The sequence below is a fragment of the Streptomyces sp. NBC_00328 genome (assembly GCF_036139655.1).
Classification (GTDB): Bacteria; Actinomycetota; Actinomycetes; order Streptomycetales; family Streptomycetaceae; genus Streptomyces.
The window spans coordinates 1,456,729-1,480,949 of sequence record NZ_CP108013.1; the positions used below are offsets into that span (position 1 = coordinate 1,456,729).

The 24,221-nt window shown below is 70.5% G+C and carries 21 protein-coding genes and 3 pseudogenes; 12 read left to right on the forward strand and 12 right to left on the reverse strand.

All coding sequences use genetic code 11. From position 1 onward, the window contains the following. Positions 1-230 precede the first annotated feature (230 nt). The 5 genes and pseudogenes from OG485_RS06135 to OG485_RS06160 all read right to left on the reverse strand — a co-directional run. The gene (locus tag OG485_RS06135; protein ID WP_328664977.1) at positions 231-2,438 is read right to left on the reverse strand and encodes an ATP-binding protein; all 2,208 of its coding nucleotides are present in this window, start codon (positions 2,436-2,438) and stop codon (positions 231-233) included. A 342-nt stretch (positions 2,439-2,780) separates the two neighbouring features. Further along, positions 2,781-3,563 (reverse strand): intradiol ring-cleavage dioxygenase, encoded by a 783-nt coding sequence (locus OG485_RS06140; RefSeq protein ID WP_328664978.1) that lies wholly within the window; start codon positions 3,561-3,563, stop codon positions 2,781-2,783. Positions 3,564-4,016: 453 nt separating this feature from the next. Beyond that, on the reverse strand, positions 4,017-4,493 hold the full coding sequence (locus OG485_RS06150) for a hypothetical protein (protein WP_328664979.1): 477 nt from the start codon (positions 4,491-4,493) through the stop codon (positions 4,017-4,019). Between the two features lie 118 nt (positions 4,494-4,611). Beyond that, positions 4,612-4,897 (reverse strand): annotated as a pseudogene (locus OG485_RS06155) (transposase); the annotation flags it as partial. A gap of 17 nt (positions 4,898-4,914) precedes the next feature. Continuing rightward, positions 4,915-5,085, reverse strand: a pseudogene (locus OG485_RS06160) (IS110 family transposase); the annotation flags it as partial. A gap of 117 nt (positions 5,086-5,202) precedes the next feature. Here OG485_RS06160 and OG485_RS06165 point away from each other — a divergent pair. Then, a pseudogene (locus OG485_RS06165) lies at positions 5,203-5,958 on the forward strand (transposase family protein). Between the two features lie 373 nt (positions 5,959-6,331). Here the strand turns inward: OG485_RS06165 and OG485_RS06170 are convergent. Then, positions 6,332-7,522, reverse strand: a complete 1,191-nt coding sequence (locus tag OG485_RS06170) for an acyl-CoA dehydrogenase family protein (protein WP_328664980.1) — start codon at positions 7,520-7,522, stop codon at positions 6,332-6,334. A gap of 206 nt (positions 7,523-7,728) precedes the next feature. On the opposite strand from OG485_RS06170, the gene OG485_RS06175 reads away from it, so the two are divergent. Continuing rightward, on the forward strand, positions 7,729-8,316 hold the full coding sequence (locus tag OG485_RS06175; RefSeq protein WP_328664981.1) for a histidine phosphatase family protein: 588 nt from the start codon (positions 7,729-7,731) through the stop codon (positions 8,314-8,316). 18 nt (positions 8,317-8,334) lie between these two features. Here OG485_RS06175 and OG485_RS06180 read toward each other — a convergent pair whose 3' ends face one another. Then, on the reverse strand, positions 8,335-8,709 hold the full coding sequence (locus OG485_RS06180; protein ID WP_328664982.1) for a ferredoxin: 375 nt from the start codon (positions 8,707-8,709) through the stop codon (positions 8,335-8,337). 51 nt (positions 8,710-8,760) lie between these two features. Continuing rightward, positions 8,761-9,153 (reverse strand): nuclear transport factor 2 family protein, encoded by a 393-nt coding sequence (locus OG485_RS06185; RefSeq protein ID WP_151468855.1) that lies wholly within the window; start codon positions 9,151-9,153, stop codon positions 8,761-8,763. Positions 9,154-9,235: 82 nt separating this feature from the next. Between OG485_RS06185 and OG485_RS06190 the strand changes: the two genes are divergently transcribed. Both OG485_RS06190 and OG485_RS06195 read left to right on the forward strand, forming a co-directional pair. After that, positions 9,236-9,799, forward strand: a complete 564-nt coding sequence (locus OG485_RS06190; protein ID WP_328664983.1) for a PadR family transcriptional regulator — start codon at positions 9,236-9,238, stop codon at positions 9,797-9,799. 282 nt (positions 9,800-10,081) lie between these two features. Further along, complete coding sequence (locus tag OG485_RS06195; protein ID WP_328664984.1) at positions 10,082-11,239, forward strand: Gfo/Idh/MocA family protein; 1,158 nt, start codon at positions 10,082-10,084, stop codon at positions 11,237-11,239. Positions 11,240-11,483: 244 nt separating this feature from the next. Here the strand turns inward: OG485_RS06195 and OG485_RS06200 are convergent, their stop codons facing one another. Together OG485_RS06200 and OG485_RS06205 are read right to left on the reverse strand one after the other, a co-directional pair. After that, positions 11,484-13,331, reverse strand: a complete 1,848-nt coding sequence (locus OG485_RS06200; RefSeq protein WP_328664985.1) for a hypothetical protein — start codon at positions 13,329-13,331, stop codon at positions 11,484-11,486. Positions 13,332-13,683: 352 nt separating this feature from the next. Beyond that, positions 13,684-14,289: a hypothetical protein gene (locus tag OG485_RS06205; protein ID WP_328664986.1), complete on the reverse strand. Its 606-nt coding sequence runs from the start codon at positions 14,287-14,289 to the stop codon at positions 13,684-13,686. A 150-nt stretch (positions 14,290-14,439) separates the two neighbouring features. On the opposite strand from OG485_RS06205, the gene OG485_RS06210 reads away from it, so the two are divergent. The 8 genes from OG485_RS06210 (at position 14,440) to OG485_RS06245 (ending at position 22,827) form a co-directional block, all read left to right on the forward strand. Beyond that, positions 14,440-15,117 carry a response regulator transcription factor gene (locus tag OG485_RS06210; protein ID WP_328455708.1) on the forward strand — a complete coding sequence of 226 codons (678 nt, stop codon included), beginning with the start codon at positions 14,440-14,442 and terminating at the stop codon, positions 15,115-15,117. Between the two features lie 40 nt (positions 15,118-15,157). Continuing rightward, positions 15,158-16,585 (forward strand): sensor histidine kinase, encoded by a 1,428-nt coding sequence (locus OG485_RS06215; RefSeq protein ID WP_328664987.1) that lies wholly within the window; start codon positions 15,158-15,160, stop codon positions 16,583-16,585. Between the two features lie 113 nt (positions 16,586-16,698). After that, positions 16,699-17,205 carry a helix-turn-helix transcriptional regulator gene (locus OG485_RS06220; protein WP_328664988.1) on the forward strand — a complete coding sequence of 169 codons (507 nt, stop codon included), beginning with the start codon at positions 16,699-16,701 and terminating at the stop codon, positions 17,203-17,205. A gap of 188 nt (positions 17,206-17,393) precedes the next feature. After that, positions 17,394-18,413 (forward strand): sugar ABC transporter substrate-binding protein, encoded by a 1,020-nt coding sequence (locus OG485_RS06225; RefSeq protein ID WP_328664989.1) that lies wholly within the window; start codon positions 17,394-17,396, stop codon positions 18,411-18,413. Continuing rightward, the gene (locus tag OG485_RS06230; RefSeq protein ID WP_328664990.1) at positions 18,413-19,480 is read left to right on the forward strand and encodes an ABC transporter permease; all 1,068 of its coding nucleotides are present in this window, start codon (positions 18,413-18,415) and stop codon (positions 19,478-19,480) included. The genes OG485_RS06225 and OG485_RS06230 overlap by 1 nt, the downstream gene beginning before the upstream one ends. A gap of 8 nt (positions 19,481-19,488) precedes the next feature. After that, on the forward strand, positions 19,489-20,400 hold the full coding sequence (locus OG485_RS06235; protein WP_328664991.1) for an ATP-binding cassette domain-containing protein: 912 nt from the start codon (positions 19,489-19,491) through the stop codon (positions 20,398-20,400). A 289-nt stretch (positions 20,401-20,689) separates the two neighbouring features. Beyond that, positions 20,690-21,262, forward strand: a complete 573-nt coding sequence (locus OG485_RS06240; RefSeq protein WP_328455696.1) for a TetR/AcrR family transcriptional regulator — start codon at positions 20,690-20,692, stop codon at positions 21,260-21,262. 383 nt (positions 21,263-21,645) lie between these two features. Continuing rightward, positions 21,646-22,827: an acyl-CoA dehydrogenase family protein gene (locus OG485_RS06245; protein ID WP_328455694.1), complete on the forward strand. Its 1,182-nt coding sequence runs from the start codon at positions 21,646-21,648 to the stop codon at positions 22,825-22,827. A gap of 530 nt (positions 22,828-23,357) precedes the next feature. Here the strand turns inward: OG485_RS06245 and OG485_RS06250 are convergent. Then, positions 23,358-23,702, reverse strand: a complete 345-nt coding sequence (locus OG485_RS06250) for a hypothetical protein (protein WP_328664992.1) — start codon at positions 23,700-23,702, stop codon at positions 23,358-23,360. A gap of 152 nt (positions 23,703-23,854) precedes the next feature. After that, positions 23,855-24,190 carry a hypothetical protein gene (locus OG485_RS06255; protein WP_328664993.1) on the reverse strand — a complete coding sequence of 112 codons (336 nt, stop codon included), beginning with the start codon at positions 24,188-24,190 and terminating at the stop codon, positions 23,855-23,857. Positions 24,191-24,221: the final 31 nt, after the last annotated feature.

Here is a 24,221-nt window from a genome sequence, read left to right on the forward strand (position 1 = left end):
CCCGCAAGCGGGAGGTACCCCCACCCCGGCCTGAAGCCCGGGTCATCCTCGGAGGAATCCGGTGAAGTAGTACATCGAGCAGCAGAACCGGCCGCTCTGACATGGGCCAGGTCAACACTGCGGATCCGTGCTGACATCCGAGGTCAGAGCAGTCTCAGATTCGCTTCACCACCGGGCCGAAGCCCGGTGCACTGCGAATAGTCCCGGTAGCGGGCGACGCTCTCGCGTCGTCAGCCATCGTCCTTGCTTCGTGTGGCCGCCCACACAGCGATCCGAGTGCGTGAGCGCAGGCCCAGTTTGTCGCGGATCTTGTCCAGGTGCGTGGCGACGGTATGCGCCGAAAGACCCAGCTGCTCGGCGATCTGGCGGTTGGTCAGGCCCTCGGCGACGAGCTCAGCGACCATGAACTCCCGGCCCGTGAGCGGGAACTGGTCCACGACGACCGCCGTGGCGTAAGACGCCGAGCGAGGGTTGCCGCTTCCCCTCCGCAGGGCGTATGCGACGAGCCGGTCCCCGCGCAGCCGACGTCCGCCGCTGACGGCCGCGTCCTGCGCAGCTGCCGACAGCCCTGCCCGCGCACGAGCCGCCGTCAGTTCCACTCGCTGGCGCCATGGGTCCTCCGGCTCGGTGTCCAGCCGGCGGCGTGCATGTGCGCTCGCCTCGTACAAGCGCAGGGCTCGCCGCAAGTCACCGCGCTCGGCGGCCACGAGGGCCAGGCCCTCGACCGGGTACAGCGCGTGGAAGCTTGCTTCGGGGACGATGCGGAGCACCTCGCCGAACAGTTCCTCGGCGTTGTCCAGACGGCCCAGGGACAGCCGTACGGCGCCGGCGGTGTGCAGGGCGGCGGCAGCCCGGCTCCAGTGAGCCTGCTCCCTGAGCACCGGAAGGCAACGAGCCATGAGCAAGTCGGCCTCGGCCTCCGCGCCCGCCTGGAGCAGAGCCCAAGCCAGGTGATGGGTGCACCATGCGGTGTCCTCTCGTCGGCCGAGAGCACAGACGATACTCAGGCAATCGCGCAGGTCCGCGACGGCGGCGGCGAATTCACCGCGGCACAGCCGTGCTGCCGCCCGCGCGTCCAGGGCATTGGCGAGACCGGCGGGGTGGTCGCGCGTGCTTTCCTGGCGTACCGCCTGCTCACCAAGGCGTAGTGCTCCGGCCAGGTCAGTCTGCTGACAGGCGACACGGGTGGCGAGTGCCGCTACCGCACCGTCGAGGGCAGGCCCGGCAGGCAGCCGCAGAAGTTTGTCCAGTAGCGAGCGGGCAGCCGAAGGCTGTTCATGCTGGTAGTGCACGCGGGCCAGTTCCAGGGCCAGCCGGTCGCGCGAAGCGCCACCGCCGCCTCCGGTGTCGGTCAAGGCCGCCGTGAGATTGTCCCGTTCGCCGGTGAGCGGCCCAACAGCCTGGTCGGCGAACACCTCGCCATCGGCCCGTTCCGTGAGGCTGTTCAGCCAGTCGAGGGACTGCCGCCGTACGGCGTCCAGCTCGCCCGACGCGATCAGGTGCTCCATGGCGCAGGCGCGAACGGCGCTCAGCTGCCGGAACCGCGCGGGATGTGCGTTGTCCGGCAGCCGTACGATCAGCGACTTGGCCTCAAGTGCGCACAGGATGCCGAGAACTTGTCGTGGGGCGACGGTGCCGCCGGCGCAGACTGCCTCTGCGGCCCCCGCGTCGAATCCCCCGACGAGCACCGCGAGACGCCGGAAGACCGCCTGTTCCGTCGGCTCGAGCAGTCGATGGCTCCAGGCGATCGCGGCAGTCAGTCCGGTGTGACGACGGGGACCTGTCCGGCTTCCGTCGGTCAAGAGCGACAGCTGGAACAGCCGGTCGTTCAGTCCGGCAAGGATGTCGTCCAGTGGGAGCGTGCCGACGCGCCGCGCCGCGAGCTCGATGCCGAGCGTCAGACCGTCCAGCTGACGGCATATCTCTGCGACAGTCGCACCGTTGCCACGCCCGAGGGTGAAGCCAGGCACACAGCCGGCGGCACGTTCGACAAACAAGCGGACGGCATCCGAGCGCAGGAGGGCGTCAGGGTCGCCCCCGGTGCTTGTCGGCGGCAGAGACAGCTCGCCGACCCGGAACACGGTCTCTCCGGGAACCCGCAGCGCCTCCCGGCTGGTGGCCAGGATCCGCAACCGGGGGCAGTAGCTCAGCAGGGTCGCGGCCAGCCGAGCGCACGGCTCCGCCAGATGTTCGCAGTTGTCCAGGATCAGCAGCCGGGAGGTGTTGCCGATCGCACGGACCAGAGCGTCGGTGCCGGGCCGCCCCGCTCGCTCGCCCACGCCCAGCGCGCTGGCCACGGACTGCGCGAGCGGAGCGTCGTCGTGCAGCGACTCGAGTTCAATCAGGTCCACCCGCGCGTAGCTCTCAGGCAGCCCTTTGGCGAACTCCAGCGCCAGCCGCGTCTTGCCGACGCCACCGGCACCGGTCAGCGTGAGCAAGCGCGACGTCCTCAGCAGGGTGCGCAGGACGGAGAGTTCCTGCCGTCGCCCCACGAAGGAGTCGAGCGCTTGCGGCAGCCCGCGACCCGAGCCCGGAGGGGAGGCATCCGGTACGGTTGGCCGTTCCCTTCCGGAGCCTTTGTGCATCGAGCGTTGTCTGAACGCCCGTTGCCGGCACGCACTGGAGCAATACCGAGCCGGCCGACCACCGTGCGGTCCGGCGGTCAGCGCCGCTCCGCATAACTCACATGTCCTGTGCCGGGTCATCCCCGGTTCCTGGCCGCGGGCTTCCTGGGCGAAACCTTCCAGTCTCATCGGCTCGGCCGCCCTCGGGAGGGTGCGTCAGGGCGTTGCGGCCGGATTGACACCGAGTATCACGGTGCCGGTTACTCCCTTGCCGAGGTCGCTGCTCGCCTGGGTGATGCTCAGCAGGGTCGAGGACCCGCCGTTGCGGTATATGCCGTCCCTTGCGTTGAGGGTGCGGGTGGCCGTGTTGTTCCGGTACGGGGTCAAGGCGGCGATCTTGGTGTTGTACGTCTCGGGGAAGTAGAGCTGGCCCGTGTGGGATACGTGGCCTCCGTGGTACGTCCCGTTGGATACGGTTCCGCCAGCATGGGTTTTGACGTGGATGTGGAGTGCGCGGCCGACGTACCAGCCGGGATAGACGGTGGTGAATTCCGCGACGCCGGCGGAGTCGGTCAGCTGCACGCCTCGCAGGAATGTGGTGTCCGGTGTTGAGCCGCCCGCGGCGTAGCCGGAGTAGACACCGAGCGCGTCGCAATGCCAGATATCGACCGCCGTGCTGGGCAACGGGAAGCAGGTCGCGATGTCGACGACCGTCACGCGGAGGGTGAGTGGGACGCCCGCCTTGCCCTCGGTGATGTTCTTGCGGACCGTTTCGAGGTCCAGATAGTAGGGGCCTTCGGTCTGCTCGGGTGTCAGGACGCAGGCAGCGGCCGGTCCGGCGGCGGCTTGGGGCCTGTTGCCCGGGTCTGCGGCTGCTGCGCGCGAAGCCGGGATTCCGAGAACGGCCACGCCGAGGGCTGCGCCGCCCAGGGTGGTGAGGATGGATCTGCGGGTGGCGTCGGCCGGCTCCGCGGGGTCGTGGTGGGGGGTTTCAGTCATGCCGCCACGATGACCCGTGCAGCGGTTTACCGGATCGGTCGGACGACCGATGAATCGGGCGCGTTACGAAACCCACCGCGTCGCCCGGACCTGCCCGGATGCCGGCCGCAGCCGGGCCCTGCTGCCCCCGGCACGGTCGACTTCGTAGCCGGGGTCCGCGACGAGGCCAGATGCTGGCCGGTCTCGCCCGGCACCGCATCACCACCATCAGGCAGCTGCGCCGAATGCTGTCACCGGCGCGCGATGATGCTGCCGGCCTCAGCCGGTGGGAACTGCGTGCCGGTGACCGCGCAGCCGGTGCAGGCCGACGAGGACGCCGTCCGGGATGCGATCCACCGGTCCAACGAGTCGACCTGGACTGCCCGGACCCCAAGAACTCCTAACAAAATGATCTTTGCTCATCCGGCCTTGGAGTGCCGCGTCGACCTTGCCCTCTCTGTCGCCGTCGCCCTGTCAGGTCGCGGGCAGCGATGGCAGGGGCCGGGTGGCGAGCTCTTGTGCTTCGGCGCGCGTCATGCCGAACATGCACAGGAGACGGGAGGCCAGTTGGTCGGTGACGCGCTCGGCATCGAGGTCGGGGCTGGTCTCCAGGAGGTGGAGCACGCCGAGCAGGGCGCCGCCGGCCATGGCGACCGCGGTGCGTACGTCGTCGATGTCCAGCCGTCCGTTGTCGGCGGCCGCCTGCAGGTCCCGCATCGCTTGCGGGGCCTGGCCGCTGTCGGAGGTCAGGTAGGCCATGCCGGTGCGCACGAGGATTCTGGCGATTTGCGGGTGGGTGCGCTGCAGGCGGCCGGTCAGACGGACGCTGGCGGCGAAGATCTCCGCCGGGTCCTTCAGGTCTCCGTGGAAGCCGAACCACCACGGGGCACCGCCCGCGACGATGTGCTCTGCTCCGGGCAGGCGGCCGAGCACGGGCCGACACGCGAGCACGGCAGCATGACGGCTGCGGATTGGCACCGGATCATCGACGAGGCAGCTGCTCTGGGAATGATGGCGGTCCAGTTCATCGGAGGAGAGCCCACCCGGGCCTTGACCCAAGGCCGGGTAGTTACTGAGGTTGCGGCCGTGGTGTCGTCAAGGTGAGGCCGGTTTCGGCGAGGCATCCGTCGATGAGGTTGCTGCGGTACTGGATCTGGCGGAGACCGTGCCGGAGCCGTGCGCATGAGGTGGTCTGGGTCGGTGAAGGCGGTGTTGGCCTGGCTGCTGCGTCGCAGTAGTGACCAGATGCCCTCGACGGGGTTGAGGTCGGGTGCGTAGGCCGGCAGGAAGTAGCATCTGATCCAGTCGTGGGTGTCGATGAACTGCCGCATTCGGCGGTCCTTGTGGACATTGAGGATGCCCCTATGTTGCGTCAAGCGGCAGCAGACGGGGTACCAAGGACTGGCGTTCGCTGGATCTGACCGTATATCTCGCGAGCGACGTAGCGTTTGAGGCAACGGATGATCTCGCGTTTCGACATGCCCTGCTTGGTGCGTCGTTCGAGGTAGAGACGTGTGCGCATATCACGGCGAAGGCGAGTGAGCCCTTTCCAACCTGGCTGTGGCATCGGGGTGTTGGTGGGCATGGGTTGTACGGAACGACGAAGCTCCTGGTAGACGGGTTCTCGACCAAGATCACCCGTGTCCGCCAGGAGCTCCGCGTGCTTGTCTACCCGTCGTCGATCGATCTGTCCAGCCGCACGCTGCGGCACCTGACGAGGCAACTGGCCGCTCACCGGCGGGAGATCGGCACGCGATGGAGGCGTCTGTCCGTCGGCCGTCAGGCCCTGCTTGCCCTGGCCCACCTGCGATGCGGCGACACGTACGCCCAACTCGCCGCAGGGTTCGAGATCGGCATCGCGACTGTCTACCGCTACATACCGAGGCCGTCGAAGTGCTGGCCGCTCAGGCGCAGACCCTGGCCGAGGTAATGACGACCGTCCAAACGAAGGCGTACGTGATCCTGGACGGCACCCTCCTGCCCATCGACCGGATCGCCGCCGACACCCCGTACCACTCCGGAAAACACAAGCGCCACGGCATGAACGTCCAGGTCATCACGGATCCGTTCGGCCGACTGCTGCGGGCTTCCGCGGCCCTGCCCGGCTCCACCCACGACCTGACCGCCGCGCGCGAACACGGCATCATCGACGCGCTCGCGGGCGGCAGGGCTGAAGTGCTGGGCGGACAAGGCGTACCAAGGGGTCGGCCGCCATGTCCGCGTACCTTTCCGGGGCCGCCAGCTCAAGCGCTGGAAGCGACGGCACAACAGCACCCACGCCAAAATCCGGTGCCTCGGCGAGCAGGCCATGGCCATCCTGAAGGGCTGGCGCCTGCTACGCAAGCTCCGCTGCAGCACTAACCGGATCACCGGCATCGTGAAGGCCGTCGTCGTCCTTCACCACGCCTCAACCTGAGCTTGGAAAGGGCTCATTGTCCCTGCAGGAGAAATTGAGTCCTGGGTGCCTCAAGTGCCGGGAAGCAAGAAAGCTGCCTGGCTGACTCGAGTGTTCGCGGAAGGCTGGCGCTTGCGGCCCGCCGCAGAACTCCAGGAGTTCTGCGGCAATATCAGCGGGTACCTCAAAAGGCAGTGGCTGCCGATGGAACCGCTTCCAGTTCGGAATCGCAGCACGCGACGTCGGCCACAGATTGACCGAAGCCGACCTCGATCTCAACCGCAGCCCGCGCCGCCTGCATCGAAGTGACGCGTCGTCACCTCTGACACCGACGTCGATCTTGATGCCAACTGTCCCTCTTTTGTGCCAACTGAAAAGCCTCGTCACAATCGCGCTAGCGCCGCACCCGGGGCATCCCGAGTCCGATCCACGAGATGATCTCCCGCTGGATCTCGTTGTTACCTCCACCGAAGGTGAAGATCACGGCCGATCGGTAGCCGCGTTCGAGTTCGCCGTGCAGGACGGCACCGGCGGAGCCCTCCTTGAGGACACCGGGGGCGGCGACGATCTCCATCAGCCAGGCGTAGGCGTCCCGGCGCGCCTCGGAGCCGTACACCTTGACGGCGGAGGCGTCCTGCGGGGTGAGCGTGCCCTCCTGGACGGCGTTCACCATGCGCCAGTTGAGGAGTTTCATTGCGTCCAGTCTGGTGTGCGTCCGGGCGAGGAGGCGGCGTACCCACGGGAGGTCGACGACGCGGCGGCCGTCGGCGAGCTTGGTCTCCATCGCCCAGCGCTGGACGTCGTGCAGGGCGCGGATGGCCATGGTGCCGTGCGCGGCGAGGGTGACACGCTCATGGTTGAGCTGGTTGGTGATCAGCCGCCAGCCCTTGTTCTCCTCGCCGACCCGGCGTGTGGCGGGGACCCGGATGTTCTCGTAGTAGCTGGCGGTGGTGTCGTGCGAGGCGAGCGTGTTGATGATGGTGCACGAGTAGCCGGGGTCCGAGGTCGGTACGAGGAGCATGGTGATGCCCTTGTGCGGCGGGGCGTCCGGATCGGTGCGGACGGCGAGCCACACCCAGTCGGCCGTGTCGCCGTTGGTCGTCCAGATCTTCTGGCCGTCGACGGTGTAGTGACCGGTCTCCTCGTCGCCCTCCCGTACGGCCCTGGTCCGGAGCGCGGCGAGGTCCGTCCCGGCGCCGGGCTCGCTGTAGCCGATCGCGAAGTCGAGCTCGCCGGAGAGGATCTTCGGCAGGAAGTACGACTTCTGCTCCTCCGTACCGAACCGCATGATCGTCGGTCCGACGGTGTTGAGCGCCATCAGCGGCAGCGGTACGCCCGCCTGGGCCGCCTCGTCGAAGAAGATGAACTGCTCCATCGGGCTCAGACCCCGCCCGCCGTACTCCTTGGGCCAGCCGACCCCGAGCCAGCCGTCCGCGCCGAGCCGTCGGATCGTCTCGCGGTAGAAGCGCTTCTGCGCCGTCGGATCCGCGTAGCGCGCGTACGCGTTGTCCGGTACCAACTCGGCGAAGTAGAGACGAAGTTCGGTCCGCAACCGCTGCTGCTCCGGCGTGTATTCGAGATGCACGGCGCCTCCTGCCTCCCCGGGCCCGACCTGACGGCGCACACCGTAGAACGTGTTTCAGAAATTGGGAATGCCGATGACACCGGCGAGACGGACGCCGCCCCTCGTGCGGGCCGGATTCCCCGGCCGTCGCGGAATATCGTGGCCCGTACAGCACGAACTCGACCCGTACTGCACGAGCCGGGTCCACGACACACGAGAGTGATGGCATGACCAGCCGAGTGTTCTTGATCTCCGCGGCGATCGGCGAGGCGCTGCGCGAGGCCCGCTTCGACGACGGCAGTAGTCCGGTGGACGCGTCGGGCCTGCGGGCCGCCCGGTCGGCGGCCGACGCGGGTGCCGTTCCGGCGGGCGGGCGCCTGTGGGTCTCCCCCACCGTGCGGTGCCGGCAGACCGCTGAGGCACTCGGGCTCGAAGGCGGCGTCGAGGCGGCGGAGTTGGCTCCTCTCGACGTGGGCCGCTGGCACGGGGCGACGCTGGCCGAGGTGAGCGCGAAGGAGCCGGAGGCGGTGGCGCGCTGGCTCTCCGATCCCGCGTCGGCGCCGCACGACGGCGAGTCGGTGCGGGCGTTCTGTGACCGGGTGGCGGAACGCCTCGACGCGGCGGCGGCTCTCGACGGCCGAACTGTCGCCGTGGTGGAGCCCGAGGTCGTACGGGCCCTGGTGGTACGGGCGTTGGGGGCACCTGAGCCGGCGTTCTGGCGCGTGGACGTACCGCCGCTCACCGTCACGGAGTTGAGCGGGCGCGCGGGGCGCTGGAACGTCCGCGCCGGACGCCCGCTCGCCGGACGGGTCTGACCCGGGCGGCGTACGGACTCAGCGCAGCGTGGCGATGAAGTCCGTGCACGACCGGGCGCATTCACGGCATTTCCGCGCGGCGGCCTCCGCTCCGGGGCATGCGTCGAAGGCCTCGGCGCACTCCAGGCATACATCCCTGCACCACTCCAGCTGAGCGCGGACATCCCGCTCGTCCTGACCCGAGTGACGGGACAGGACATGGCAGGTCGCCTCGCACACCTCCGCGCACAGAATGCCCGAACGCCGCGCGGCCTCCTGTTTCTTCGGCCCGTCGGGATTCATGAGGCTGGCGCGCAGCGCGGATGTCCTGGCGCATTCGGCACAGGCCCGGGCGCACTCGAAGCGGTCCTCCAGGAACCGGAAGAGCTCCTGCTGTGAAGTCGTCGTCGTCACAACAGCCGGGTAGCCGGAGGGAGTCGGTTCAAACAGCGCGAGTCCTGACCTTCACGCGCCGGCCGCCTCCCGGGAGATCTGCTCGAACTGCGCCCCCATGGCCTCGGAGAGCGCCTGCGCCGCCGACAACGGGCGGACCATCACCATGAGTTCGTCGATGCGTCCGTCCTCGTCGAAGTGCAGGAAGTCGCAGCCGTTGATCTCCTTGTCGCCGACCTTGGCCGTGAAGACCAGCGCGTGGTCGCGGCCGTCGGCACCGGCGATCTCACGGACGTAGCGGAAGTCGCTGAAGACGCGCCAGACGCCGCGCAGGATGGCGGCGGTGATCGGCTTGCCCGGGTACGGCTTGAAGGCGACGGGGCTGGTGAACACGACGTCGTCGGCCAGCAGCTCCTCGACCGCGTCGAGGTCTCCGGCCTCCACGGCCTTGCGGAAGGAGTTCATTGCGACCGCCTCTCTTACTCAATTAATTGATTAGGTGCGGATAAGATTAGTCCTGTGGGCGGAGGCCGTCTAGCCTTGCGGGATGGCATTGCGCAACGCGGTACTGGCCTCGCTCCTCGAGGGCGAGGCGTCGGGCTACGACCTGGCCAAGGGGTTCGACGCCTCGGTGGCCAACTTCTGGATGGCGACCCCGCAGCAGCTGTACCGGGAACTCGACCGGATGGAGTCCGAGGGGCTCATCGAGGCCCGGCTCGTGCAGCAGGAACGGCGGCCCAACAAGCGGGTCTTCTCGCTGACCGAGGCAGGGCTCGCAGCACTGGCCTCCTTCACCTCCGGGCCCGCGAGACCCACCGCGATCCGTGACGAGCTGATGGTGAAGGTGTACGCACTCGACATAGGGGACGCCGATGCCGTCCGGGTGGCGATCACCGAGCGGCTGGAGTCGTCGCGCGCCAAGCTGGCGCACTACGAGCGGATCGGCGCCCGCCTGCTCGACGGGCGCTCCGAGGACGAGTACCTCGCCGGGGCGGAGCGCGTCGGCCCGTATCTCACTCTCCTGGGGGGACGCGCCTTCGAGCAGGCGATCATCGCGTGGGCGGAGCGGGCCCTGCGGGTACTGGAACAGCGGGCGTCGGTCGCAGGCTGACCGGGGCCTCATCACTAGCCTGATCGCAGGCCGGAGCGGACCGGTGTGATCCCGTTCCGATCGATCCGATTCGGCCGAGTTCAGCTCGGTTCGGTCTCATTCGATCCCGTTCAGTCTCGTTCGGTCTCGTTCGGTGTGGGTGGTCCGAATGGTCGCGGGTAGGTCTGGATCGGCGCGGATGGGCCAGGATCGGTGCGGGATCGTTCCCGGAGCGGACGGTTCCGGTGTGGATGGTTCTGGTGCGGATGGCTCTGGTGCGGTTCGGTTCGAAGGAGGGCGATCGTGGTGCGTGCGCTCGGTGTCGCTGTCGTGGGGTTCGGCTGGATGGGACGGGTGCACACGCAGGCGTACGCCCGCGTACTCCACCACTTCCCGAGGCTCGCCCTGCGTCCCGAACCGATCGCCGTCGCCGACGAGGTACCCGGCCGTGCCGAGGAGGCCGCCGCGCGGTACGGCTTCGCCGGCGCCGTACGTGACTGGCGGGAGATCGCCGCCGATCCCCGCGTGGAGGCCGTGAGCATCACCGCGCCGAACTTCCTGCACCGTGAGATCGGTGTGGCCATGGCCGAGGCCGGCAAGCACATCTGGATCGAGAAGCCGGTGGGGCTGACCGCCGACGACGCCCGGGCGGTGTCGGGCGCGGTGGCCGAGGCCGGGGTCCGGGGCACGGTCGGCTTCAACTACCGGGGCGCCCCCGCGGTCGTGGCGGCCCGCGAGCTGATCGCCTCCGGCGGCATCGGGGACGTGACCCACGTGCGCATCCGTCTCTTCAGCGACTACGCGGCCCACCCGGAGGGTGCGCTGACCTGGCGCTACGAGCGGGAGCGCGGCGGCAGTGGTGTCCTCGGCGACCTGGCCTCGCACGGCGTCGACCTGGCACGTTTCCTGTTGGGCGAGATCGAGGCTCTGGCGGCGGACACGGCGGTCTTCGTGCCCGTGCGGGCCCGGCCGGCCGGCGCGACCGCGGGACACGCACGCGCTGCGGGCGGCGAGCAGGCGCCCGTGGAGAACGAGGACTACGTCAACTGCCTGCTGCGCTTCGCCTCCGGCGCGCGTGGCGTCCTGGAGGCGTGCCGGGTCTCGGTGGGCGAGCAGAACAGCTACGGGTTCGAGATCCACGGCACGAAGGGCGCGGTGTTCTGGGACTTCCGCCGGATGGGCGAGCTCGGCGTCAGCCGGGGCACGTCGTACCAGGACCAGCCCGTCAGCACCGTGTACGTCGGTCCGGGAGCCGGTGACTACGCCGCCTTTCAGCCAGGGGCGGCGAACAGCATGGGCTACGACGACCTCAAGGTCGTCGAGGCGCACACCTTCCTGCGCTCCATCGCCGACAACAGACCGTACGGCGCCACACTGGTCGACGCGGTCCGCAGCGCGACGGTGCTGGACGCGATGGCGCGCTCGGCGGCGTCGGGGGCGTGGGTGACCCTGGAGGCATAGCCCTCCGGGCCCGTCACCGGGTGGGTCGGGGCCGTATCGGTACATCCGCCCGGCGCCGGTGGATCAGACGTGGTTTCGTAGGGGGCCGCGACTCGATCACCGGCCTTGTGGCCCTCCGGGCCGTCAGGCGGCGCGCGGTGCCGGCGCCCTGCCCTGCCCTTGTCCTGCCCCGTAGGAGTCGATTCCTGCCCGGCCTGAACGCCGGGGCATCCTCGGAGAACACCGGAGGGACAGGGCCGCGGAATCACAGGGCGCGCAATTCCACCGGCACCCAGTCCTGGGACCAGCTCTCTGCCCAGCAGCGCGGCCGGCCGTCGACCACGGCCGCCACCTGAACGGCGCCGTCCCTGGCCTGGTGCAGGGCGAGGGGTCCGGCCTCGCCGCCGTCCAGTGCCTGCTCCACCCGAGGGGCGGAGCTCTCCATCGTCAGCGCCACACCGGCCGGACCGGCGTGGACGCGGACGATTCCCTGGTGGACGCTGTGCAACGCCGTACGCCCGCCCGTCGCCGGGAGGTCGGTCAGCACCTCCCAGGACGAACCGGAGTGGTGCCGTGTCAGGCGGCGCTCGACGCCGTCCTCGCCGAGCATCCACGCCTCCAGCTCGCCCCAACTCCGGTTGAGCGCGAGGGAGCCGTCCATCGCGGGTACCCGGCAGACCTGCGCCCGGTGCGGTTCGGCGGCTCCAAGCGGCCACGTCCAGTGCCAGACGCCGTCGGAGCCGGTGACCAGCACCGCCGGGAGGCCCTGGGCGTCCCAGGTCGCCCCGAGTACCCGGGATCCCGCCACCGTTCGCACGGCGCGGCGACGCGGGTATCCCTCGGCAGGCACTCTGACCATGACAAGGCCGTCCGGTATCGCCGTCCAGACCAGCGTCTCGCCGTGCGGGGAGACCAGGGCTGCGACGCCCCGCGCCTCCCCGACGGGGTCCTGCCATCCGTCGCCGTTCCCCTCCGCGTCGCCGTCGGAGGGGGTCCCGATCCACAGTTTGCCCGCGCCGTCGACCGCGGCCGCCACCAGCCGTCCGAGGCCGTCCCGGACCAGCGTCAGGTCACGGACCGTGCGCGGCCCACCGCCGAGCGCGGGCAGCGAGTCCGGGCGGATGTCCGTCCCGGCGGGGACGTGCCACCGCAGTCCTGTGTCGCCGCCCGTGACGGCGACCGGGCGGTCCTGGGCGTCCACGGCGACCGCGACGCAGACCTGGCGGCGGTCGGGTTCCGCCGCGACCAGGTCCACCAGTCTCCGGCCCCAGTCGGTGAGCGGCTGGGCACGCGTGTCCTCGTGCTCCGCAAGAACCTCCATCAGGCAGTCGATCACGGCACCGGAGTAGCCGGCGCCGGCGAGTTCTCCCGGCGCCGCGGCGGCGACGTCGCTCAGCTCCCCCTGCGAAATGGGTTCGTGCGGCAGCAACAGCACCCGGGCCAGCACGCCCACCGCGCGGCGGTCCTTGCCGATGCTCGGCAGTCCCCCCTGCGCCTCGGCGTCGGAATCCGCGTACCCGCCGGTGCCGATCGGAACGGTGATCGCCCGGTTCAGTCGCAGCAGGAACGTCAGGTCGATGAGCAAGGCGTTGCCTGCCGAGTCGACCATGACGTTGCCGGCCGAGATGTCACGGTGCACCCACCCGTACCGGTGGAGGCCGTCGACGATCTCGCACAGGCCGACCAGCGCCCGGAGCCGCTCCGCCGGAGGAGCCGTGCAGTCGCGGGCCCAGTCGTCGAGGCGTGAGGCGTCGGTCGCCCAGGCACCGATCAGGTACAGCCCGCGGTCCTCTCCCGGTCGTCCTTTCGGGTGCGGCTGCGGCCCTTTCACCACCCGGGAGCGGACCAGTCCCGTGACGTTGTGGAGCTGCAGTACGTCGTGGAAGTTGTCGTTCCACCGTCGGGTCCACTTCTGCAGGCTCTCGTCGGAGGCGCAGTACTGCGAGTGAAGCACCTTGACCGCATGGAACTCCTGGTGACCGTACCTGTCCTCGCGGACCGCCTTCCAGAGCTCACCCTCGCCGCCGCTGGCGATGTACTGCACCAGTCGGTACTCGTCCGGTTCCTCCGGCGGCCCCAGGGTCTGACCGGGCTGCCATCTCGACGCGCTCATGCGGCATCCCAGTACTCGCGCGGCCCTCCGACCGGCTTCGCGCAAGCCGCGAACGCGAGCTGAACCGGATGTTGTGGCGACTCTGAAGCCAGGGAGTCCTGCGCGGCTGATGCGTGAACCCATGCGGGGTGGACTCAGTCCGGTGCAGTACCCGCGTGTGTCCGGTCATTCCACCGGTCGTCAGAACGGGGCGTCCGTTTTCCCATCTGCGGCCGTGTCGCCGCAGGGTGACGATGCGGGGCAGGCGACAGGGGCGGCTGGATGCGTCCGCTGCCTGCGCGAGCCGGCGACGCAGGACGGCCATGGTTTCCTGTGCGGCGCGGCCGGGGCCGCGCCGCTCGGGTCATCCGGTTCAGCCGCCCAGGACGGTGTTGCCGGTCACCGTGCCGCCGGTGCCGTCGACGGTCACCACATGCCGTACCCCATCGGGGCCGACGACCACGATCCGCCAGGCACGGCCACCGCCCTGCTCCGTGACCGGCGCCAACGACTCGACCTTGCCGTCCTTGACCGCGGAGGCGGCCTTGTCCACGGCGTCCGCCGCGGAGAGCGAGGGCAGCGGGGCCGGAGCCTCGCCGGCCGACAGCTCAGGGCCGTCCCCGCCACGCGGGCCGTCCTCGCCGTCCCGGATCCGGCCCTCGCGCTGCCTCAAGCCGTCGTGCCCGTCACGGCCTTCGGACTCGGCCCGGAACCCGCCACGCCACTCGCGCACGCCGGCAGGCACCATCTTGTGCTCCCCGCGGCCGTCCTCCTCGTGGTGGTGGATCGCCGCCGCGGCAACGCCGCCGCCGATCACCACCACGGCCGCCGCGCCGGCCACGGCCCAGCGCGCCCCGCGACCGCCCAGCCGACGCCTGCCGGCCGGCTTCGTCCCCGTCGTACCCGGACCGTCCTCGTCCGGCCCTTCCTGCAGCTCCTGCGGCTCCTGCGGCTCCTGCGCACCTATGGATTCGCTCACTGTGCCCACCCCGATCTCCCGGAAAGGTCCGGGCCCTGTGCCCGGTCGTCCGGGCACAGCATCGCTGGCGGCTGCTGAAGACTTCCTGAAGACCTGAAGGCGTCTTCAGCTTGGTGCCTTCCCCGCCCGGCGACCTGCCACCCTGGGGGCATGCGTGTACTGGTGGTGGAGGACGAGCGCCGGCTGGCCCTGGCGCTTCAGCACGGCCTGACGGCCGAGGGCTTCAGCGTGGACGTCGCCCACGACGGCCTGACCGGGCTCACCAAAGCCACCGAGCGCGCCTACGACGTGGTCGTGCTCGACATCATGCTGCCCGGCCTCAACGGCTACCGGGTGTGCCAGCGGCTGCGGGCCACCGGCAGCAACGTCGGCATCCTCATGCTCACCGCCAAGGACGGCGAGTGGGACGAGGCCGAGGCGCTGGACACCGGCGCCGACGACTACCTGTCCAAACCCTTCTCCTTCGTGGTGCTCGTCGCCCGCCTGCGGGCGCTTGCCCGCCGGATCGGCACCCGGGCCCCGAGACGCACCGTGCTGGGCGACCTGGTGGTCGACTCCGCCGCCCGCACCTGCACCCGCGGGGGCGTGTCCGTCCCGCTCACCCCGCGCGAGTTCGCCGTGCTGGACCACCTCGCCCGGCGGGCCGGGGAGGCCGTCTCCAAGCGGGAGATCCTGGACGAGGTCTGGGACAGCGGCGCCGACAGCGACCCCAACACCGTCGAGGTCCATGTCAGCGCCCTGCGACGCAAGATCGACACACCGTTCGGGCGGGCGGCTGTACAGACCGTCCGAGGCGCCGGATACCGACTGGCGGCCGACGGTGGCTGAGCCGGATGCGACCACGCGGAGACCGAAGCGTCCCGGGATCGTGCCCGCGGCGCGCCACCGGGTCCGTGCCGCGCTGCGCCGCCTCGCCGGACAACCCCGTGCGGCCGTGCTGATCCGTCGGCTGGCGCCGCGCTCGGTCCGTACCCGCACCACCCTCGCCGCGTGCGCGAGCGTGGCCGTCGTCCTGCTCGCCACGTCGGCCGCCGTCCTGCTGCTGCTGCGGGGCAACCTCGAACGCACCGTGGAGACCGGGGGCCGCGCGCAGGCCCGGGACGTCGCCCGCCTCGCCGCGGCCGGACGCCTGCCCCAACCGGTGACGCTCGACCCCGGAGCCGACTTCATCCAGGTCGTCGACGCTCACGGAAAGGTCGTGGCGCAGAGCCAGAACCTCACCGGCCGCCCCGCTCTCACACCCACCGGCACCCACAACGGCCACCGGACGTACAACCTCGACGCCCTCGGCGAGGAACACCACCAGCGCGTCACCACGGTCACCACCACCAGCCCCAACGGCCCGGTCACCATCCACGTCGGGGCCTCACTGCGCACCGCCGACGCCGCCGAGGACGTCACCGCCGCGGCCCTCGCCGCCCTCAGCGCCCTGCTGATCTCCACCGTCGGTGTCCTGACCTGGCGTACGACCGGCCGCGCGCTGCGGCCGGTCGAGGCCATCCGCGCCGAGGTCGCCGCCATCGGCGACCGCGCCCTGGACCGCCGGGTCCCCGCCCCGCGCAGCGACGACGAGATCGCCCGCCTCGCCGACACCATGAACGCCATGCTCGAACGGCTGGAAGCCGCGGGTACGCGGCAGCGCCAGTTCATCGCCGACGCCTCCCACGAACTGCGCAGCCCCCTCGCGGTTCTGCGCACCCAGCTGGAGGTCGCCCTCACCCACCCCGATCCGGAAGTGCGCGACACCCTGGTGGCGGGCGCCCTCCAGGACACCCAGCGGCTCCAGGCGCTCTCCGCCGACCTGCTGCTGCTCGCCCGCCTCGACGCCACGGGACAGAGCCGGCCCGCCGAACCCGTCGACCTCGTCGAACTCGCCCGCAGCACCGTGGCGGTCCGCTCCACCGACTCCCACCCGGTCACGCTCCACACCCCGGACTACGTCACCGTTCCCGGCAACGCCCTGTGGATCGGCCGACTGCTGACCAACCTCCTCGACAACGCCCAGCGCCACGCCCGGCACACCGTCACGGTGCGGCTGTCAGCGGACCCGGAGTCCGGAGACGCCGTCCTGGACGTCACCAACGACGGCCCCCCGATCGCCCCCGCCGACCAGGAGAAGATCTTCGAACGGTTCGCCCGCCTCGACGACGCCCGCAGCCGTGACGACGGCGGCACCGGTCTCGGCCTGCCCATCGCTCTGGACATCGCCGCCCTCCACGGCGGCACGATCACCGTCCTCGACACCCCGGACGGCACCACGTTCCGCACCCACCTCCCTGCCGGCACCCGGGTATGACGGCGGGTGGCACTCGAATCGGCTGCGCAGCTCGTCGGGTACACGGCTGCCCGCGCACCGGTCCGGGCGCGCCGGCGTACGTCTGATCGGAACGTCAGGGGACGGTGAGGGGTGTGTCCTCGGCGGTTTCCGGTTCGTCCTGGACCGGTTCGCGCAAGAAGGCGGAGAGCAGCATCGCGAGCACCGGCACGGTGGCGAGTACCGCGAGTGCGACCCGGCACATCGAAGAAGTGCTGCGCGACCGACTGCGCCGCGTGACAGCGCAGCCCGTCGCCCTGCCCGCCGCCCGCGACCGACGACTGGCCGACGCCTGCCGCCTCGTCGAAGAAGACCTGCACCAGCCGTGCACCCTGGCCCAGCTCGCCGCCCGCGTGCACACCAGCGAGCGCACCCTCTCCCGCCTCTACCGCGACGAGTTCGGCCTGACCTTCCCCCAGTGGCGCACCCGCGCCCGGATCTTCACCGCGATGGTCATGCTCGCCGAGGGCGCCACCGTCACCGACACCGCCCACGCCTGCGGATGGGCGACGACCAGCGCCTTCGTCCAGACCTTCGCCCAGACGGCAGGCATCACCCCCGGTAACTACCGTGCGGGCATGGACACATCGCAGGGGGAATGACGGCCGAAGCGGCGAGGGCGGTCGCGCGGACGCCCCGGAGACCCTCGGCCCAAAGAGGTCTCAAGTCGGGCTCCGGTCAAGGGTGTTGCCAGTCGATCGGGTTCCGTTCACGTGAGTGATGCGCCTGATGCTGGGGATGTAGGGGAGGAGACACAGAGGCCCCGGTCGCACAGTGAGGTGCTGCAGAGATGGATCGCACGTTCCACCCCCGTTCACGGAGAATCGCCCCGCTCGTCGCCCTGACCGCGGCGTCCTTACTGCTCGTGGCGGGTTGCTCCAGCAACTCCGGCGGCAAGAAGGCCGAGGAGAGCGGGGACGGCGGCACCGCGGGCAAGGCGAACACACCGCGGATGACGGTCGCTCTGGTCACCCACCAGGCACCCGGCGACACGTTCTGGGACATCGTCCGCAAGGGCGCCGAGGCCGCGGCAGCCAAGGACAACATCAATCTCGTCTACGCGCACGACCCGAACGCGGGCGACCAGGCCAACCTGGTGCAGAACGCGATCGACCAGAAGGTGGACGGCATCGCCATCACCCTGGCCAAGCCCGACGCCATGAAGGACGCGGTGAGCAAGGCGACTTCGGCCGGCATACCCGTCGTGGGCCTCAACTCGGGCCTGAGCGACTGGAAGAAGCTGGGCCTGACGGAGTTCTTCGGCCAGGACGAGACCGTCGCGGGCGAGGCACTCGGCAAGAAACTGAACGCGCAGGGCGCCAAGAAGGCCGTCTGCGTGATCCAGGAACAGGGCAACATCGGCCTCACCCAGCGGTGCGACGGCGTGAAGAAGACCTTCAGCGGCGCGACCGAGAACCTGTACGTCAACGGCACCGACATGCCGTCCGTGAAGTCGACGATCACCGCGAAGCTCAAGCAGGACCCGGCGATCGACTACGTCGTCGCGCTGGGCGCCCCGTACGCCCTGACCGCGGTGCAGTCGGTGAGCGAGGCCGGCAGCAAGGCGAAGATCGCCACCTTCGACCTCAACAAGGAACTCACGGGCGCCATCGGCAAGGGCACCATCCAGTTCGCCGTCGACCAGCAGCCGTACCTCCAGGGCTACTTGGCGATCGACTCACTGTGGCTCTACAAGAACAACGGCAACTACAGCGGCGGCGGCGAGCAGCCCGTGCTCACCGGTCCGGCGTTCGTGGACAAGAGCAACGTCGACGCCGTCGCCAAGTACGCCACGAAGGGCACCCGGTGATGAGCACGGCCGGGCCGACGGCGACCGCGCCGCCGGCTCCCGGCCCTCGCACGGCCGACGGGCGGACCTCGCGGCGACCCCTGGCGCTGCGGCTGCTCGCCCGGCCCGAGGTCGGGGTGTTCCTCGGCGCCGCCGCCGTGTTCGTCTTCTTCCTGATCGCGGCGCCGTCGGTGCGCTCCGGCGGTTCCATGGCGACCGTGCTCTACCAGTCGTCGACGATCGGTCTGATGGCCCTGCCCGTGGCCCTGCTGATGATCGGCGGCGAGTTCGACCTGTCCGCCGGCGTCGCGGTGATCACCTCGGCGCTGACGGCGAGCATGCTCAGCTACCAGCTCACCATGAACGTGTGGGCGGGTGTCGTGGTGGCGCTCGTCCTCTCGCTCGCGATCGGGGCGTTCAACGGCTGGATGATGGTCCGCACCGGGCTGCCCAGCTTTCTGGTGACGCTCGGGACCTTCCTGATCCTGCAAGGCGTCAACCTCGCCGTCACCAAACTGGTCACCGACAATGTCGCCACCGACGACATCAGCGACATGGACGGCTTCGGCCAGGCGAAGAAGATCTTCGCCTCGTCGTTCGGCGTCGGCGGCGTCCAGGTGAAGATCACGGTCGTGTGGTGGCTCGTCTTCGCGGCCCTCGCCACCTGGGTACTGCTGCGCACCAAGTACGGCAACTGGGTCTTCGCGGTCGGCGGCGACCAGGACAGCGCCCGCGCGGTCGGCGTACCGGTGACCTTCACCAAGATCACGCTGTTCATGGCGGTCGGCTTCGGCGCCTGGTTCGTCGGCATGCACGAACTGTTCTCGTTCAACACGGTGCAGTCGGGCGAAGGCGTCGGCCAGGAACTCATCTACATCGCCGCGTCGGTGATCGGCGGCTGTCTGCTCACCGGCGGCTACGGCTCCGCGATCGGCCCGGTCTTCGGCGCCTTCATGTTCGGCATGGTGAACCAGGGCATCGTCTACGCCGGCTGGAACCCCGACTGGTTCAAGGCCTTCCTCGGCGTGATGCTGCTCGGCGCCACGCTCGTCAATCTGTGGGTCCGCCGCACGGCGACCCGGAGGTGAACCGACCCATGGCAGACAACGGATCCGCGGCCGCGGGCGCCCGCCCGGGCACCCCGCCCGGGGACGGCAGCGCCGCGATCGTCGAACTGCGCGGCGCGGGAAAGTCGTACGGCAACATCCGCGCTCTCCACGACGTGTCCCTCACCGTCCGTCCCGGCCGGGTGACCTGCGTCCTCGGCGACAACGGCGCCGGGAAATCCACCCTCATCAAGATCGTCTCGGGGCTGCACCAGCACAGCGAGGGCGAGTTCCTCGTGGACGGCACGGCGGTACGCTTCAGCACCCCGCGCGAGGCCCTCGCCAAGGGCATCGCCACCGTCTACCAGGACCTCGCGACGGTGCCGCTGATGCCGGTGTGGCGGAACTTCTTCCTCGGCTCGGAGCTGACCAAGGGCCCCTGGCCCGTACGCCAGCTCGACATCGCCCGGATGAGGCGGACCGCCGACCAGGAACTGCGCAACATGGGCATCGTCCTCGACGACCTCGACCGGCCGATCGGCACCCTGTCCGGTGGGCAGCGCCAGTCCGTGGCCATCGCCCGCGCGGTGTACTTCGGCGCCCGCGTCCTCATCCTCGACGAACCGACCGCCGCCCTCGGCGTCAAACAGTCCGGTGTCGTGCTCAAGTACATCGCCGCCGCCCGCGACCGCGGCCTCGGCGTCATCTTCATCACCCACAACCCGCACCACGCGTACATGGTCGGCGACCACTTCAGCGTGCTGCGGCTGGGCACGCTCGAACTCAGCGCCGACCGCGGGGAGGTCGGGCTGGAGGAGCTCACCGACCACATGGCGGGCGGCGCCGAACTGGCCGCGCTCAAGCACGAGTTGGCTCAGGTGCGCGGGGTCGACGTACAGCGCCTCCCGGAGGCGGAGGACCTCGGGGCGCCCGCACCGGCCACCCCCGAGGAGGCGCCCTGACACTCCCCCGCCCTGCCCCAGGGACCGGTTGCCGAACCCGATTTGCCCGGACCGGTTGCCCGGACCGATCGCGCTGACCAATCGCACGGACCGGTTACCGGGGTGGGTGAGCGGCTCGGCCCGGCCGCTCGTGCCGGCTCGTCGGCCCGGCCGGGCCGGCGAGCCGGCGGGCGTGCGGCGCCGGACCTCCCTGGAGGCCATCGGCCCAGGGCAGCGGGCCTTCCGTCCTGTGATCACGCCTCTGGAGGGGCGACGGTCACAGGGATGGAGCAGCGGTTACGCTGAGATCATGCCGTCCACACGTCGTACCGCGCGCCAGACCGACCTGCTCGAGCGGCTGGTCGCGTTGCTGGTGGCGGAGGGCTTCGCGGCGTTCACGCTCGACGAGCTGACCGACCGGCTGCACTGCTCGAAGACGACGCTGTATCAACTCGCGGGCAGCAAGCAGGAGTTGGTACGGGAAGCGGTGAAACACTACTTCCGGGAGGCCGCGCAGGCCGTCGAGAAGCAGGTGGCCGACACCTCCGCGCCCTCCGAACGCGTGGTCGCCTACCTGAACGCGGTCGCCGAGCAGCTGCGGCCACTCTCCCGGCAGTTCCTCGACGACATGGCCCAGTTCGAGCCGGCCCGCGAGGTGTACGAGGCCAATACGCGCCTCGCCGCGGGAAGGATCCGGCAGTTGATCGCGGACGGCGTGGCCGCCGGGGCGTTCCGTGACGTCCATGCCGCGTTCGTGGGCGAGGTCGTGGCCGCGACCATGCAGGAGATCCAGCGCGGCGAGGTCGCCGCGCGCACCGGACTGAACGACGCCGAAGCCTACGCCGAGCTCGCCTCGCTCATCGTGCACGCCGTCTCGCCCTGACGCCGTCCACCCCTGACGCCGTCCGCCTCTGACGCCGTCCGCCTCTGACGCCGTCCACCCCGACGTCCCCGTCGAGTGGCATCGACCGGCGTCGCGAGAGCCACCCACACCCCCGGGACGACGGCCCGCGCGTCCGCGCCCCCACAGCCGCCGGCGCCGCGGCACCCCGTCTCCGAGCCCGCGCCCGCCCTGCCCCACGGAGCCGGCCGACCGCAGCCCGACCCACCGCGTACAGGACATCACGCACCCAGGGCCCACCGTCCAGGAACCGCAGGAGCGAATCCATCGACGGTCCACATGGCCTGGCGGTACCAAAAACGATACTGTTGTATCGCCTGGCGTATCAATATCGTCCGGCGAACCGCCACCACCGAGGACATGCCATGCCCGCGACCCGCACCCTCCCCACGCCGGAAGCCGTCGACCTGATCGCTCTGACCCGCGAACTCGCCGAGAAGGAGCTCGCCCCGCGCGTCGCCGAGGCGGAGGCCGAGGGACGCTTTCCCCGCGAGGTCTTCCGCACGCTCGGTAGGGCCGGGCTGCTCAGCCTGCCCTACCCCGAGGCATTCGGCGGGGGCGAGCAGCCCTACGAGGTCTACCTCCAGGCGCTGGAGGAGATCGCCGCCGTGTGGGCGAGCGTGGCGGTGGGCGTCTCGGTACACGCGCTGTCCTGCTTCGCCCTCGCCGAGTTCGGCACCGAGGACCAGAAGAAGGAGTGGCTCCCGGACATGCTCGGCGGCGAGCTGCTCGGCGCCTACTGCCTGTCCGAGGCCCATGCCGGTTCCGACCCGGGCGCGATGCGCACGCGGGCGGTACGGGACGGCGACGACTACGTACTCAACGGCGCGAAGGCCTGGACCACCCACGGCGGGTACGCGGACTTCTACACGGTCATGGCCCGCACGTCCGACGAGGGCTCGCACGCCATCTCCTGCTTCCTCGTCCCGGCCGACACACCCGGCGTGGTGGCCGACCCCCCGGAGCAGAAGATGGGCCTGACCGGGTCCGCCACCGCCACGGTTCGCCTGGAGAACGTTCGCGTCCCCGCGAGCCGCCGGCTCGGCGAGGAAGGCGAGGGGCTCAGGATCGCGTTCGCCGGACTGGACTGCGGACGGCTCGGTATCGCGGCGGTCGCCACGGGCCTCGCCCAGGGGGCGCTGGACCACGCCCTGCGCTACTCCCGGGAGCGGGAGACGTTCGGCCGGCCCATCATCGAGCACCAGGGACTGGCCTTCGTCCTCGCCGACATGGCCGCGGCGGTGCAGGTCTCCCGGGCCACCACGCTCGCCGCCGCCCGGCTCAAGGACGAGGGACTTCCGTTCCAGTCCGAGGCGTCGATCGCCAAGCTGATCTCCACCGACAACGCCATGAAGGTCACCACCGACGCAGTCCAGGTGCTTGGCGGCGCCGGCTACACCCGTGACTTCCCGGTCGAGCGCTACATGCGCGAGGCCAAGGTCATGCAGATCTTCGAGGGCACCAACCAGATCCAGCGCCTGATCATCGGCCGCGGCCTGAAGGAGAGCGACCGCGGCAGCCTCCGGGTGCGCGGCGCGGGGAAGTAGCGGGTCCGGCACCGCCCGTCGGCCGGGACCGGTGGGCGGCTCTCCTCCACCGTTGCCGGGGTCTCACTGGCCAGTTACCGGCAGGCCGTCTGCCCGCCGGAGATGCCTGGCCGGGTCAGCGCCGCCGCACGCCGGATCACCTGGGGCACTCCCCCACTGGGCAGCCTGGCCGGCAGGGGACTCGCCACTCTCCTCGGCGTCCGGACCACCCTGTGGATCGCCGTCGCCGGCGGCTGCTGCGCGGGGCTGTGGCCGTTCTTCTCCCCGTTGCGCGGGATACGCGACATCCCGCTCGCACAGCCCGACCCGATCCCCACGGCCGGAGCCCGCTCCGGCTCCGGCCACATGACCGACGAGCTCACGCGGACCGTTCCGTCATCGTCGTGTACCCGATCCGCACCATGCCGCTCTCCCCCTCGCGGCCGGGCGCCGCCGGGGTGGGCCGGAACTCCCCAGGCCTGGTCGGCGGCGGAACCCACGTGGCCGCGCCGCGCGTTCTTGCGCCTCGCCGACGCTGCCGCTTCGTCGCTCTATCGCTTCGTCCGGAGTCGAAGGTCGACCTCCTTCTCCTGGTCTCCCGGCGCCGTACCCTGTTCCTCGACGGCGAACGAGCCCCTCAGGGCTTCACGCAGCCGGTCCACGGCGACGTAGCCGCCCTGCAACGTGGCGCTGACCGATCCCTCCAGAGGGGTGGGACCGGTCGGGATGCGCTCCTCGGTCGGATCGAAGTCCGCGCTCCACACGGGAGGACGGTCGCCCGGCTGCTCGTGAGGGACGTCGGCGGCGGGCCGGTCGGTCGGGAAGGCCGTCCGCAGGACGCCGAACACGGTCGCGACGTCCTCCTTGGACACTCCGGTGAGGGACACGGTGGCCATCGGGTCACTCTCCTTTCCGCTGCGGTACGACGGTGCACTTCGGGTCTTCCGCGGAGGCGATGCCCGCCGCGGAAGACCCCGAAGCGGGTACAGGGCGGCCCCGCGAGCCGTCCCAGCCTCACCCGGCCGGGCTCCCGCGGCGTGCCGACGCGTCAGGCGGACGGTTCGTCGGGCACGGGATGTTCCAGGCGGGCGCTGCCGGAGTGCGGGGCACCTCTGCGCCCGGTGCCGGCCTCGTCCGTGTCCGGGATCTCCGCGTCCGGGATCTCCGCGTCCGGGGTCTCCGGGTCCGGGATCTCGTCCCCGGAGCGCTGCGCACCGGAACCCTCCGTCTCGGGCCGCTCATCGGCGGTCCACTGCTTCGGTACGCCGACGGCGTCCCACGGGTCTTCGTCGGCTGCGGCCTGCTGGTCGGGCAGATCCCTCGGTACGGGCTTCGGTATCGGCCCGCCACAGGCCCCAGGGCCATCCGGGTGGCGCTCGTTCACGGCGTCCTCGCTTCCTCACGCGGGTGTGGCG